The organism is Nostoc sp. ChiQUE01b, assembly GCF_034531255.1.
Lineage (GTDB): Bacteria > Cyanobacteriota > Cyanobacteriia > Cyanobacteriales > Nostocaceae > Nostoc.
The window spans coordinates 17426-30853 of sequence record NZ_JAVRBM010000034.1; the positions used below are offsets into that span (position 1 = coordinate 17426).

Below are 13428 nucleotides of genomic sequence, written 5' to 3' on the forward strand. Positions count from 1 at the left end.
TCAATTAGATGTTAGAGTACAGGCTGTTACGCAAGATTGTATACCCCTTAATCAGTTCTTTAATTCCGCGACTGAGAGACCAATCAGGCTCAAAACCTGTGTTCAAAATTCGAGCATTAGAAACTATATAGTCACGTTTGTCTGGATCTTCTCCAATGGGGGCTTCAAGATAGACAAAATTAGGCAAGTGCTGTTTAATTTCAGCGCATAATTCTAATTTTGATAGATTAGCATCATCTAGTCCCACATTGTAGGGCTTGCCCTTCATTTGTTCAAAATTGTTAATACCATGCAGAAAAACCTTGGCTACGTCACGGATATGAATATAATTTCTTTTAAAATTACCCTCAAAAACTACCACGGCTCGGTCGTGTACAGCCCGGTAAACAAAGTCATTGACGAGTAAATCAACTCTCATCCGAGGAGACATACCAAAAACCGTTGCCAGCCTGAAGGTAATGCTATTTTCTCTGGCTAATACTGCCTTTTCAGCCTCTACTTTTGTGACGCCATAGAGGGAAATTGGGCGCAGAGGTGTATCTTCAGTGCAAAACTTTCCAGACTCACCAATGCCATAACCACTATTTGTTACTGGCATGAGAATTTTCTGCTCTTTGCTAGCTAGACGGCAGAGCATGTTGACGGCATCAAAGTTAATAGTTTGAGTGGCAATTTTATCATTCTTGCACAGAGGTGCACCTACTAATGCGGCTAGGGGAATAATGACATCAGCATCTTTGAGGAGATATTTAACAGTCTCTTCATCTCTGCAATCACCTCTCACAACTTGAAAGCCATCATATTGACAGCAATCAGCTAAACTATTCTGGTGAAACATGAAGTTATCTAATATAGTCACCTCATAACCATTAGCTAATAGAGTCGGTGTTAGTACCGAACCGATATAACCAGCTCCTCCAGTCAAAAGTATTTTCATTGAGACTCCACAAATTGTCTGACTTAATTTTTAAGGTTCAAGATTTTGTTTTTAGTAAGAATCTTATCTAAGAACTTAACTGCACTTCTTTCAGGTAAAAATCCACTGTTTCTTCAGATTTACCAGCAAACTTCACCTGTCCTTTGTTTAACCAAATTGCTTGTTTGCAGGATTGTTTGATAAATTTCAAATCATGGGAAACTACCAAAATTGTTGCCTTGCCATCCCAGAAACTATCAATTCTTTGCCTACTCTTATTTTTAAACCTCTCATCTCCTACAGAGAAAACTTCATCTAATATCAAAATATCTGGCTGCACATCGGTAGCAATAGCAAATCCTAGCCGTGCTGCCATACCCGAAGACAAACCCTTCACTGGAACTAAAGCATAATCTTGCAATTCTGCAAACTCCAAAATTGAAGGTACTCTATTTCGCATTTCTAATCTAGAATACCCCAGCAGTACACCATACAGCAGAATATTATCCATTACGGAAATTTCTGAGTCAAAACCCGCTCCTAATTCAATTAAAGGCGCAATTCTACCTCGTACCCGTACTGTTCCACTGGTAGGTTGCAAAATTCCAGAAATGACCTTTAGAAGAGTGGATTTACCGGAGCCATTCGCACCAATAATACCGATTTTTTCGCCTTCTTGAACTACGAAATTAATTTTATCTAGTACCAATTTTTTTATTGGCTGACGATATTTACCCTCTAAAATAGATAGCATTGTTTTCTTCAGATCGTAAGAAAACTCTTCTTGTGTGCGTCGCAACAGGGAAACATTATCTAGGCGAATTACTTCCATATTTACAGCAAATCCATAAATTGATGTCGCCACAAGTGAAAACAAGTCCATCCCAGAGCTAAAATAATTACCCCACTGAGCAAAGCTCCCCAAATTAAGCCCAAATCTGCTAGAGAACCTGATAATGTAATTTGACGCAGACTTTCAATAATTGGTGCTAATGGATTTAAACCTAAAAACTGCCTTACCTGCTGTGGAACTATAGCTGCTGGATAAAATATAGGACTACTCAGCCAAATTACAAATACAATTAACTCATAAAAGTAAGGCAAGTCTCTAAAAAATACATATAAACCACTTACTAAAAAACCAACTCCTGTAGAAACTAAAACTAGGGCTAGAAATGGAAATACTAATGCCAACACATTGACTAAACTTTTGGAATTTATCAGAGTTATCAATGCCAGCAAGGGAAATGTCCCCAACAAAAGCTGAAATACGTTTGCGGCAATCATTGATACCGGAAAAACGCTGACTGGCAGATGAATTTTATTTAAAAGTGAGCCATTGCTGACTACACTGTTCAACGCCTGAGATGTGGACGCTGAGAAAAAGTTGATTACCACCAGCCCCGTAAATGCTGCTAAGACATAGTTTAGTATTGAGTTGTCATAATATGGTGCAAAAGTTGCGCCAAAAATTGCAGAGTATAAACCTGTCATAATCAATGGGTTCAATAGCGACCAATAAACCCCCAGGAATGAACCTCGATAACGTACTTTAAGATTTCGCGCTACCAAAACGTGCAGCAATTCCCAATAGCGCCGCGCTTGCAACCAAGTTGAATTATCTTTAAGCAAAATTATCATCTTTAAAAACTACCACACCTCACAGGCACTTTATTCGCGAATTTTATACTATTTCAGTACACTTTGCCGTATTAACCAACCATACTTGATTTTAAAAAGCACTGTTAAATAAAAACAATGATGAGCTATCACTTTCATGAGAAAGTTAGCGAATTTGAGTACTCAATTTTTTCAGATCGTAATCAACCATTAACTCGACTAATTGATTAAAGGTGTACTGAGGCTGCCAGCTTATGCTGGTCTTGATTTTATCGATGCAGCCAATCAACTGTACGGATTCGTCAGGGCGATAAAAGGCAGGGTCAATTGAGACATAATCTTGCCAGTTTAAATCAACGTAATTGAAAGCACATTCCACAACTTCTTTAACAGAATGAGTTTCACCACTGGCAATGATGTAGTCGTCTGGTTGTTCTTGCTGCAACATCAACCACATGGCATAAACGGCATCTTTGGCGTAGCACCAGTCACGTTGGGCATCTAAATTCCCTAATTTGAGTTCATTAGCCAGACCAAATTTGATTTGAGCAACTGTAGATGTGATTTTGCGAAATACAAATTCTGTCCCACGTCTAGGGGATTCGTGAGTGTAGGTGATGCCGCAGCAAGTGTAGAGGTTATATTTTTGCCGATAATTGACAGTCATCCAGTGGGCATAAGCTTTGGCAGCGCCGTAGGGGTTACGGGGACGGAAGGCAGTGAGTTCAGTTTGGGGTGATTCGTCGGGTTGACCAAAGACTTCACTGCTGGAGGCTTGATAGAATTTGGCATCCAGTTTGCAGCGACGAATTGATTCTAGAAGACGAGAGACACCGAGGGCTGTGTATTCAGCTGTTAGGGCTGGTTGTGTCCAAGATAGGGGAACGTAGCTTTGAGAGGCAAGGTTATAGATTTCGTCAGGTTGTGATTGAGCGATCGCATCCATCAACGAAGATTGATCTAGGAGATCGCCAGAAAGGATTTGGACGTTGCCTGAAAGGTGGCTGATGCGATCTAGGTTGCTAGAACTAGAGCGACGGACTAAGCCAAAGACTTGGTATCCTTTGGCTATGAGCAGTTCGGCAAGATAAGAACCGTCTTGTCCAGTTAGTCCTGTAATAAGAGCTTTTTTCACAACAATATTTTCTACTTAATTAATATAAAAGTTATAAACTAAATCAAGTTATCTGGATCAACTCCCTGCGATCGCAAATACTCTGCTAATTTATCAGCCCGTTGGCGTTCTTGTTCAACTTGCTCTTTTCGCGTTGGCACCCAACCTGCTGAATTATACCAGCGCAACCACAAACCTGCTGTCTGCTGATAAGAACCTTGCCAAAGACCCAATCCTAGTTCTAACTCTTCCAACCAAAAGCGATTCTCTGGTAAGGATATTGCCTCGTAGCGAGTGCCTATGAGTTTAAAGATACGCAAATGATTTTCATAGCGATCGTAGGTAACGTAGTAGGGAACCCGCAAAATGCGTTCATATACTTCCCATTTCGTTGGGGGCTGGTTCACCTCATGCAGTGTTTTTCCTAAGTCTTCTTGTTCTGTACCAGGTGAGAGTAATTCCACGACTAAAAACGGCACAACTCCCTCTTGCCAAATGACGTAACTTAAGCGTAGGTCTTGCTGTTGGCTAGCACTAGGTACTCCTAAAACCACATACCAATCAGGACGCTTGTACCACAGAGGATGGCGGGGGTCGTAGTAAAGATTCAAATCGCTAGCAAGCAAAATTTCCTCAGATGGATAGGTTAGAGGTTGACAAGTCTCACGAAGCAAATCCGCCTGAATGCAGTGAAATTCATCTGGCAAACCTGATTCCCCTATTAATTCACTAGGTAAATCATACATCGTAGGCATGGTTTCTTGTGGTGGACGGGGGGGATCTGTTTGATACATGACTGCTACCTTGGTTGCTTAACTCAAGCTATCTGGATTAACTCCTAGCGATCGCAAATGTTCATTTATGGCTTTGCTTTTTGAGAGCTTTAGAGGTCGTGCCGTCATAGAGCTTACTATTACGTTCGCTCCAGTAGGCTGTATCTCCGTCATCGGGGGATTTTATTCCTTTAACCATGACGTGACTTCCTTCGGAGTAAGGAACTGATGGGAATGCTTTATCTAATAACGTTTTACTAGAGTAGCGTGTTTGTTTGGTTTCCATTCTGGTAGTCCCGTCTTTCTTAGGGATGGGGATTTCCCGTAATCCTTGATGCTTCCAATTTCCACTGTTCATTTTCAGTAGTTCTTCAAGTTTGAAGCGTTCTTCAAATGAGAGGGATTTCTTACCATCAATACCAGCCGTCTTTTTACCAGCGTTTAGCTGAGATACTTGTCTTATTGCAAGAAATCGAGCCGAGGTAGATTTGAGAATAAGCTTTTGGAGTAACCTAGCTTTCCGCTTGTCTCCAACTTGAACCGCTTTATACACGCGCTTTTGAAGGCGGAAAAGATTTCGGCGGAATTTATTCCACGGTAAAGCTTTCCAAGATTCACTAGTTTTTACACTGTGTCTAATCATTTTCTCTTCTGGAGTTTGTGTATTCTGAACACCTCGAACCAATTACGGTTCGTCCTACCCGAATTGTGGGGATTCCTCCGCTCGTCTGGGCTACTTGGGGTTCGACTGCCCCTAGACCCACAACTCGTTTTTATTCGTTCCCTCGGAGAGATTGATAGTTCCGTTAGGCGTGGTCAATTCAACTACTGGATTCCCTTGACTCTTACCGTTATTAAAGGCGATATGCGGCGGGAATTATTTCTCCAGTGAAGTCAGGGATTTTGTGTTACGCCCTGCTCAAGAATAAGTTGCTTTTCTAGACCCGGTTTCGCCGTAGGAACTCCCTGTTAGCGCCAGTGTCAACCCGCAACGGCTGTCTGATTGCGCCCTGTTCCCAGCTTCACTCTACAAGAACCGAGCTTGTTCGGTGTGGGCAGATAAGGAGTCAATTCTGAGTCTGAATGGCAAGGCTTGCACTTGCATCTGACCGAGAGTTCAGCCTTTAGTGACAGTAATCTGCTGTCGGGCTGGATTAGTTATTTACGGATTGATTGCCGTGATTCACTAATCAACGAATCGCACCCCCCTCTTCTTCCCCATCCCCCTCATCCCCTCACTTCTCTCTGAATTTGTGAGAGCAGAGTCACGGATTCCGCTACACTGAGACTTGGTTTATCTGAATTGTAATCAGGCATGGAAATCGGACAAAAGGTTAAAGTTTTTCGTTTGCGCGATCGCGTTTCTCCCCCAATTGTGAAAAAACTAGGACAAGTGGGTATCATTCAAGGGTACAAAGTCATTGATGCTGGGATCGGTGTAGTGGTAATGTTTGACGACAATACTTCCACTTGGTTTTTTGAAGATGAAATCAAACCTGTGTAGTAGAAAAGAACTCTGATCCGAGTTTTTCTTGGTATCTGAAGTTGAAAGCACAGGCCCAGAGTCTTTGTTGAGTGCTAAGTTGGAGTTGAAAAGCTCGGCGGTGAAAATAGGAATCAACTAATGGCTCTAATTTTGACATTTTTGGGCAAAGGCGGCACCGCTCGTACCAAAATTGCGATCGCCGCCGCCAAATTATTGGCAAGTCAAGGCAAGCGCGTACTCTTAGCAGGACAAGCAGAACCAACATTGCAAATCTTGCTGGGTATTCCCGTTACTGCCAATCCCCAGGAAATCGCTCCCAATTTGCAAGCAGTCCAGTTTCAAGCATCTGTACTTCTAGAACGCAACTGGGACGAAGTGAAGAAACTTGAGGCGCAATATCTCCGCACGCCCATCTTCAAAGACGTTTTTGGTCAAGAACTGGTAGTATTGCCGGGGATGGACAACGCCCTGGCACTGAATGCTATCCGTGAATATGATGCCAGTGGCAAATATGATGCGATCGTCTATGATGGCACGGGCGACTCCTTAACGCTGCGAACGTTGGGTTTGCCAGAATCTCTGAGTTGGTATGTCCGGCGATTTCGGCAATTATTTGTCAACTCAGACTTGGGGAAGACGATTACTGAATCGCCCTTGATTCAACCGCTGATTAGCAGTTTTTTCAATATCAACTGGACAGCAGATAACTTTGCAGGCCCCACTAACCAAGTCAATAATTTCTTAGAAAAAGGGAGAGCCGCTCTTGCCGATCCCAAGCGTCTCGCTGCTTTCTTAGTGACTACGGGAGATCCGATTGAGGTAGCAAATGCTCGTTATTTATGGGGTAGCGCTCAACAAATCGGTTTAACTGTCGGTGGTGTTTTACTTGTGTCTACCGAGACAAATGTCAATCTGTCAGAGGAATTTATACCCCTAAGAGTGAGCGTCATTCCCGACTCGCCTACGGGTGATTGGCAACCACTGATAGATGCTCTACCCAACTTTGAAGCACAAGCTTTACAGGCTCCCAAACCTATTGAAATAGACATCCACAATCGTCAAGTACGCTTATTCTTGCCGGGATTTGACAAAAAGCAAGTCAAGCTCACCCAATATGGGCCAGAAGTCACGGTAGAAGCAGGAGATCAGCGGCGCAATATTCCCTTACCCCCGGCTCTGAGTGGCAGACCTGTTGCTGGAGCAAAGTTTCAGAATAATTATTTGATAATTTCGTTTTAATTTAGTTAGGAGTAGGAACAAAGTTAGGAGTTAAGAGTGAGGAGTTAGGAATAAAAATAATAATTCACGCCTGATGTGAATTAGAAAAGCCTCTTATCGCATAAGGGTTTCTAGACTCGCCCAAAATCGTAGTTTTGGGACTACCGACGAAATTACAAGGGTTTCTAGACTTAATTCACATTAGACGTAATTCATAACTCCTAACTAATAATTCATAACTTCTAACTCCTAACTCCTCACTCTAAAAAAATACGCCTTATGTCAGAATCAACTCCCATTCCCCCAGACCCTAACCCATCTGAAGCACTAGACTTAGTGGCAAATAATGCCAATGAGCAAGCGAACGCATCTGCCGATCGCAGTGCAAAAACTAGGCAGATGTTGGGGATGAAAGGTGCAGCGTCTGGGGAAACCTCAATTTGGAAAATTCGTTTGCAGCTCATGAAGCCCATTACCTGGATTCCCCTAATTTGGGGCGTAGTCTGTGGTGCGGCTTCTTCTGGTAACTATACTTGGACGCTGGAAAATGTGTTGAAGGTAGCAGCCTGTATGTTACTGGCTGGGCCATTGATGACAGGTTATACCCAAATTCTCAATGATTACTATGATCGCGAAATCGATGCCATCAATGAACCTTATCGCCCGATTCCCTCTGGGGCAATTCCTCTACCCCAGGTAATTATTCAGATTTGGGTATTACTGATTGCTGGCATTGGTTTAGCGTTTGTGCTGGATGTGTGGTCTGGTCATGAATTCCCAACAATTACAGCGATCGCGATTATCGGTTCTTTCATCGCCTACATTTATTCTGCACCTCCCCTAAAACTCAAGCAAAACGGCTGGCTAGGTAGCTACGCCTTGGGTGCAAGCTACATTACCCTACCTTGGTCTACAGGACACGCTTTGTTTGGGGAACTGAATTCCACAATTGTGATTTTGACAATGTTTTACAGCTTGGCTGGATTGGGTATTGCTATTGTCAATGATTTTAAGAGTGTAGAAGGCGATCGCCAGTTAGGATTAAATTCATTACCCGTAATGTTTGGCATCACTACTGCGGCATGGATTTGTGTAGTAACGATTGATGTATTTCAGGGATTAATAGCAGCTTATCTCGTCAGCATCCATGAGAATTTGTATGCAACAATACTAATACTCTTAATCATTCCACAAATCACCTTGCAGGATATGTATTTCCTGCGCGACCCTGTGAAGAATGATGTTAAGTACCAAGCCAGCGCCCAACCTTTCCTGGTTCTGGGAATGCTGGTAACAGGTTTAGCACTGGGTCATGCTGGCGTTTAACTTATACGTCTATAGTGAGAAGTTAGGAATTAGGAGTTAAGAGGTAATATACTTTTAACTCCTAATTTGTATCAGGACATAACGTGTTTAAATTGATATCTTTCCTCATTCATGGGATTCAATCTTTGTTAATCCCGATTTGTTTTATCGGTGCTTGGACTCTAACTATTATCGTTGTTTTAAGTCTCTGGGCAGCGGCACGAGATAGTGTAACTACAGCCAAGCAAATGCATCAAATCCCCTGTACTGGTTGCCAATTTTTTACTGACAATTACCGTCTTAAATGTACTGTACGCCCATCTATTGCCAATACAGAAGAAGCGATCGATTGTTGTGACTATCAACCGAAGACGAATCCTTATCTATATTAGTTGGGGAGTGGGGAGTGGGGAGTGGGGAGTGGGGACTGGGGACTGGTGGAGATGAGGGAGACTAGAGAGATTAGAGGAATAACCCATGCCCAATGACAAATGACAAATGACAAATGACAAATGACAAATGACAATTAACTAATCTCTAATAATATCTTTAAAACACCCCGACTCTGAGCATGTTCAAAAGCTGCAAGCCCTTCAATCAGAGGGTAGGTGGCATGAATCAGGGGTTGCACGTCAACTTTTCCTGTGGCTAGTAGCTGGAGGGCTGGAGTAAAGGGGCCACAACGGGAGCCAATGAGGGTGATTTCATCCACTACTAAAGAAGAAGCATCTAGGCTGAGGTTGCCAGCATAAGTACTTTTCAGTACAAGAGTACCACGGGGACGTAGGGCGCGACGGGCGATCGCAAATCCTTCTGGGTTGCCAGTACATTCTACTGAGATATCGAAATATCCATCTGTAACAGTGTCGGCTAGACTCGTTTTTATCCCCCGTGCTTCTAAGTTAGCCAGTTTGTCTCGATGACGCCCCACAGCTACGAGTTCACAGCTAGTTAAAGCTAGTGTCTGAGCTACTAACTGCCCTAGTTTGCCATCTCCAACCACTAGCACCCGATCGTTTGGATGTAATGGCACTTGCTGCTGAATTTCCAAAGCTGCTGCTAAAGGTTCAGTAAATGTTGCTACTTCTGTCGACACATTATCAGGTACGGGATGCAGGTTCTCCACCGGCAAACAGAGATATTCACCAAAGGCTCCGTTGCGGTTGACAATACCCAGAACTGTACGATTTTCGCAGTGAGTTGGTTGTCCACTACGACAAAACCGACAATGCCCACACACAGCATTGATTTCTCCAACTACACGTTGGTTAACTAAGTGTTCTGGCCCTCGTTCAACAATGCCGACAAATTCATGCCCCAAAATACCAGTGTAGGGATAGTAGCCTCTGAGTAGTTCTAGATCAGTATTACAGATACCTGCACGCAAGACGCGTACTAAGGCTTCTCCTGGTAGCGGTTCAGGAACGGGAATATCTGTGCGTAATTGCAACTGGTTGTTTTCAAGCCAAAGTCCTTTCATTTCTCTTCATATCCTTTACCGAATTATGTTGTCATACCACTTTGAAAAATGTTTACAAATATAGAGGCATACATCTGTACCTCCATGCCCACACTTATGTCTCTGTAGAAGGTATTTCTTTAATTTTGGTTACATCAACTTTGCTTAACCAAGTAACTAAGTCATCTGAACCTAGTGCAATCTCACTTCCCAAGGTTTTGATATACAGAAGTCCATCACTGATAATTAAATCTCTAATTGGATACCATGAATCTCGTGTTCTAATCAGAAGTTCCAACGGAATCCCTGGTCTTGAAGTATACTTGCGATATTTCCACCAAGCTCGCCATAGAATGACACATTTAGTACAGTGCATTTGATAGCCTTTGGGAACTTCGCAGTATTGATACTGATAGAAACCCCGACTATCTACTTCTCCTTTGAGCATATAACTATATTCTGCTAATGCCTGATTTATCAATTCCCACTGGGTTGATTTTGAAGAAATCGAGAACTCACATAAGGTGTGAGATATTTGAGCAGTGGCAATTACGCCTTCAGATTTTGCTGTCAGTTGGTTGGTTTTATATACTGTTTGCGCTGTCAAAACAGGATTTGACAACAAAATGTCTTTTTTCTGGATAGAGTTTTGCACAAACTCTCGAATTAAATCTAGATTAGACAACATAAAATTTTTTATACTAAATTAACCAGTGTGATGAAAGCCACAACACTACTTAAATTAATAACTACACTGGTCTGGCGCTTAAATCAGGATTCTAACCAGCTTTATTTATACTCAATTCTTTAGTTTAACTAGGGTTTTGTTAAGTTTAATGTTGGGTATGGAATTGTCCGCTGGGCTAATTGACAAAATAACTATTTTCAGGTATTTTCCCCACAAATTAAATTTTTATGCCTTCAAGAAAAGGTTGAAATACCGAAACTAATTCGTGACGACTAACTACAAGGGTAGGAAAAGAGCGATCGCTATAATCTTCTTTGGGTGACAAGGGAAACGGCTCTGATTTAAGCGATGCCCAGACCCCACCAGCAGCTTGGACAATTACCCAAGCCCCGGCTAAGTCCCAAACTTTTGGTGTCGCTTCAATACCACCGAGAGTAGCCCCAGTGGCAACTGTCAAAAAGTTATAGCTAGCTACACCCAACATGCGAATTTTGCAGGGAAAGCCGTTCTGGATAACTGCGGTGCTGCGGGAACAGAGGTTAAAAAAGTGATTGTTGCTAGGACTATCTATACTAGCGTGGATGGGGTGGTTGTTGAGAAATGCTCCTGTTGGTGTTGCTAAACCAGATGAACCTGCCCAGAAACCATGAAAAGCTTGATTCAAGGTTGGTGCGTAAACATAACCAAAAATGGGTGTACCTCGATACAGTAAACCCAGAGATATTGTCCAGATGGGAATGCCGCGTGTAAAGTTGGTTGTACCATCTAGAGGGTCAATTACCCAGCACCACTCCGTACCAGGAAATGACTTATCACTCTCTTCGCTCAAAATGCCGTAGCCAAGGAAACTAGAAGCGATCGCATCCCGAATTTCCTGATCTGCCCATTTATCTGCTTGCGTCACCAAACTACCATCAGCTTTTTGAGAAGCCTGTACTTGCCCAAAATCTTGCATTAGTTGCTTGCCCACTCTGGTAGTGGTAGTTTGGGCAAAATCAAGAATTGTTGTCCAAAAATCATTCATTGGTTAATTCTCGCGCAAAGGTGCAAATAAGCAAAGGATTTTGGGCATCTTTGCTTGGGAGTGTGAAGTTCAATCCAGTTCCCTTGACAAAATAGATGCGATCGCAGTCTTGGCATTCATCTGAAATTCTTTGACATTCACCCGCCACAGTAACCAAACAGCAACAAGCATCCCTATTGCTTGCACCGCAAATACCATGCTGTATGCTAACACTGGTAACGGAAACAGCATTTTACCTAAATTTAATACTGCTCCACCAAGTATTGTAGCCAATCCCCTAGCCATTGCTTGAGATAATCCCCAAGCTCCAATAAATGTACCCGCCGTTTCAGCAGCCGTCAAATCCAACATCAAACTAGTCGCACCAGCTGTAATGACTCCAGATGACAGACCGAAAAAAAGCAGGCTACCCATCAATAAAGCTGGGTTGGCGCTAAACCCTGACATAATGATGAAGCTAAAGCTCACGGCTGCGCTGATACACCCAATTTTAGTAGTCTGTTTCTTCCCTAACCAAGGCAAAAGCAAAAAACCAGTAGAGCTAATTCCTATGAGAGTGCCAATCCCAAAAGGAATGTTTAGTCTAGTGGTTTGGGAAATACACATCCCGAAAACTTCTCCACCATAGGGTTCTAAAACTGCATCCTGCATAAAAATACTAATAGTCAACACCAACAGGAAGCCAAAAAATACTCCTGTTTGGCGATTAGCAGTCAGGACTCGTAAGGCTGTACCCAAAGTTATTTGGTCTTCTCTACCTACCAAAGAAGAACGGGAAGTGTAACGGGAATACTTCTTTTCCACGCCGAAAGTTGCCAGCATTGATAGTCCAAAGACGATCGCAGGCATAATTATAAAAACGGGGTTGATTGTAGATTGGAGTTTGGCTATGTCAACGACTTTGTTTGTCTGAGAAGGGTTATAGGCTAAAAGAGCCGTCCCACAAATTTCTGGTCTTTCTAGCAACTTGGAGCTAACTACTGCTCCAATGACAATGCCAATCATCAGCATTGACCAGACAATCCCAATCAATCTAGAGCGGTTATCTTCATCAGTAACATCTACCAAAAGAGCAGTAAAAGGTGTGGAACTAGCACTCAAGGCTAAACCATAACCTGCAAAAGTTAATCCCAGCACTCCCGCCCAGCCATAGGTTTGCAAACTCCAGCCAGTGGTTTGCAAACTACTACCTAGTTGCCAGACTACTTGCAGAGCCAAGAAAGATACAGTTGTAAATAATATTGCACCAATCCAGACATAGCTAGTGCGATGATAGCCCAGCAATGGCTTGGCATCAGACATCTGCCCAAACCAAATTCGTGCAGGGCTAACAAATTGGTGCATGGCAATAGCAGCAGCCGTAATTAATGGCAAGACTTTCAACTCGTCAATCATCACTCGATTCAGCACACCCAAAGTGAGAAGCGACATGATGCCTAATCCCATCTGAAATAAACCCAGTCGGAACATTGTCAGTAAATTAATTCTCGGCAATGATTCCAAACGTACCGAACTATTTGATTCAGGATTGGGTGAAACATCGCTGGTGGCCATAGCTACTTTTTCGTATGGTTTATAGGATTTAATCTCTCTTTAAATAAAGATAAACCCTACCCGCTGCAAATCAGCGAAGGAAAAGTGAAAGTTGCGTTAGCGTAGCTCACCGTACCCCTATGGGGAAGCAAGCTACGTGTAGCGTCTCGTAGAGAAGGTATCACACTTATTTGGCAAGCAGTTATACACCTCGATTAGCATAGACTTCAGCCAAGTTAGGATTAATCTTTATGGCTTGGTCGTAATCCGCGATGTCTACGACGGGCTACGC

At 42.8% G+C, this 13428-nt stretch carries 14 protein-coding genes and 1 pseudogene; 4 read left to right on the top strand and 11 right to left on the bottom strand.

What is annotated here, in order from left to right:
- Positions 1-4 precede the first annotated feature (4 nt).
- The 6 genes and pseudogenes from RMY63_RS21485 to RMY63_RS21510 all read right to left on the bottom strand — a co-directional run.
- The gene (locus RMY63_RS21485; RefSeq protein ID WP_322730654.1) at positions 5-937 is read right to left on the bottom strand and encodes an NAD-dependent epimerase/dehydratase; all 933 of its coding nucleotides are present in this window, start codon (positions 935-937) and stop codon (positions 5-7) included.
- Between the two features lie 67 nt (positions 938-1004).
- Entirely contained in the window at positions 1005-1748 is a 744-nt protein-coding gene (locus RMY63_RS21490; protein ID WP_322730708.1) for an ABC transporter ATP-binding protein, read from the bottom strand.
- 2 nt (positions 1749-1750) lie between these two features.
- A complete protein-coding gene (locus tag RMY63_RS21495) occupies positions 1751-2557 on the bottom strand; it encodes an ABC transporter permease (RefSeq protein ID WP_322730655.1) in 807 nt (268 codons plus the stop codon).
- Positions 2558-2702: 145 nt separating this feature from the next.
- A complete protein-coding gene (locus tag RMY63_RS21500) occupies positions 2703-3677 on the bottom strand; it encodes a GDP-mannose 4,6-dehydratase (RefSeq protein WP_322730709.1) in 975 nt (324 codons plus the stop codon).
- Between the two features lie 32 nt (positions 3678-3709).
- Positions 3710-4444, bottom strand: coding sequence for a Uma2 family endonuclease (locus tag RMY63_RS21505; protein WP_322730656.1), 735 nt, complete (start codon positions 4442-4444; stop codon positions 3710-3712).
- 262 nt (positions 4445-4706) lie between these two features.
- Positions 4707-5066, bottom strand: a pseudogene (locus RMY63_RS21510) (reverse transcriptase N-terminal domain-containing protein); the annotation flags it as partial.
- Positions 5067-5738: 672 nt separating this feature from the next.
- Between RMY63_RS21510 and RMY63_RS21515 the strand changes: the two are divergent.
- The 4 genes from RMY63_RS21515 to RMY63_RS21530 all read left to right on the top strand — a co-directional run bounded on the left by RMY63_RS21515 (position 5739) and on the right by RMY63_RS21530 (position 8824).
- Entirely contained in the window at positions 5739-5927 is a 189-nt protein-coding gene (locus RMY63_RS21515; protein WP_322730657.1) for a DUF2862 domain-containing protein, read from the top strand.
- A gap of 120 nt (positions 5928-6047) precedes the next feature.
- Positions 6048-7148, top strand: a complete 1101-nt coding sequence (locus tag RMY63_RS21520; RefSeq protein ID WP_322730658.1) for an ArsA family ATPase — start codon at positions 6048-6050, stop codon at positions 7146-7148.
- A 258-nt stretch (positions 7149-7406) separates the two neighbouring features.
- Complete coding sequence (gene chlG / locus RMY63_RS21525; RefSeq protein WP_322730659.1) at positions 7407-8453, top strand: chlorophyll synthase ChlG; 1047 nt, start codon at positions 7407-7409, stop codon at positions 8451-8453.
- An 83-nt stretch (positions 8454-8536) separates the two neighbouring features.
- Positions 8537-8824: a hypothetical protein gene (locus RMY63_RS21530; protein ID WP_322730660.1), complete on the top strand. Its 288-nt coding sequence runs from the start codon at positions 8537-8539 to the stop codon at positions 8822-8824.
- Between the two features lie 134 nt (positions 8825-8958).
- Here the strand turns inward: RMY63_RS21530 and RMY63_RS21535 are convergent, their stop codons facing one another.
- From RMY63_RS21535 to RMY63_RS41865, 5 genes are all read right to left on the bottom strand, one after another.
- Positions 8959-9912: an MDR/zinc-dependent alcohol dehydrogenase-like family protein gene (locus tag RMY63_RS21535; RefSeq protein ID WP_322730661.1), complete on the bottom strand. Its 954-nt coding sequence runs from the start codon at positions 9910-9912 to the stop codon at positions 8959-8961.
- A gap of 94 nt (positions 9913-10006) precedes the next feature.
- A complete protein-coding gene (locus tag RMY63_RS21540; RefSeq protein ID WP_322730662.1) occupies positions 10007-10579 on the bottom strand; it encodes a hypothetical protein in 573 nt (190 codons plus the stop codon).
- A 217-nt stretch (positions 10580-10796) separates the two neighbouring features.
- A complete protein-coding gene (locus tag RMY63_RS21545) occupies positions 10797-11603 on the bottom strand; it encodes an inositol monophosphatase family protein (RefSeq protein ID WP_322730663.1) in 807 nt (268 codons plus the stop codon).
- 69 nt (positions 11604-11672) lie between these two features.
- Positions 11673-13157: a BCD family MFS transporter gene (locus tag RMY63_RS21550; protein ID WP_322730664.1), complete on the bottom strand. Its 1485-nt coding sequence runs from the start codon at positions 13155-13157 to the stop codon at positions 11673-11675.
- A 181-nt stretch (positions 13158-13338) separates the two neighbouring features.
- Complete coding sequence (locus tag RMY63_RS41865) at positions 13339-13410, bottom strand: tetratricopeptide repeat protein (RefSeq protein ID WP_416212539.1); 72 nt, start codon at positions 13408-13410, stop codon at positions 13339-13341.
- Positions 13411-13428 lie beyond the last annotated feature (18 nt).

Coding starts and splice junctions, on each gene's coding strand:
- RMY63_RS21535 (WP_322730661.1), bottom strand. CDS start 9,912: ATGAAAGGACTTTGGCTTGAAAACAACCAGTTGCAATTACGCACAGAT.
- RMY63_RS21505 (WP_322730656.1), bottom strand. CDS start 4,444: ATGTATCAAACAGATCCCCCCCGTCCACCACAAGAAACCATGCCTACG.
- RMY63_RS21515 (WP_322730657.1), top strand. CDS start 5,739: ATGGAAATCGGACAAAAGGTTAAAGTTTTTCGTTTGCGCGATCGCGTT.
- RMY63_RS21490 (WP_322730708.1), bottom strand. CDS start 1,748: ATGGAAGTAATTCGCCTAGATAATGTTTCCCTGTTGCGACGCACACAA.
- RMY63_RS21550 (WP_322730664.1), bottom strand. CDS start 13,157: ATGGCCACCAGCGATGTTTCACCCAATCCTGAATCAAATAGTTCGGTA.
- RMY63_RS21495 (WP_322730655.1), bottom strand. CDS start 2,557: ATGATAATTTTGCTTAAAGATAATTCAACTTGGTTGCAAGCGCGGCGC.
- RMY63_RS21540 (WP_322730662.1), bottom strand. CDS start 10,579: ATGTTGTCTAATCTAGATTTAATTCGAGAGTTTGTGCAAAACTCTATC.
- RMY63_RS21545 (WP_322730663.1), bottom strand. CDS start 11,603: ATGAATGATTTTTGGACAACAATTCTTGATTTTGCCCAAACTACCACT.
- RMY63_RS21485 (WP_322730654.1), bottom strand. CDS start 937: ATGAAAATACTTTTGACTGGAGGAGCTGGTTATATCGGTTCGGTACTA.
- RMY63_RS21520 (WP_322730658.1), top strand. CDS start 6,048: ATGGCTCTAATTTTGACATTTTTGGGCAAAGGCGGCACCGCTCGTACC.
- chlG (WP_322730659.1), top strand. CDS start 7,407: ATGTCAGAATCAACTCCCATTCCCCCAGACCCTAACCCATCTGAAGCA.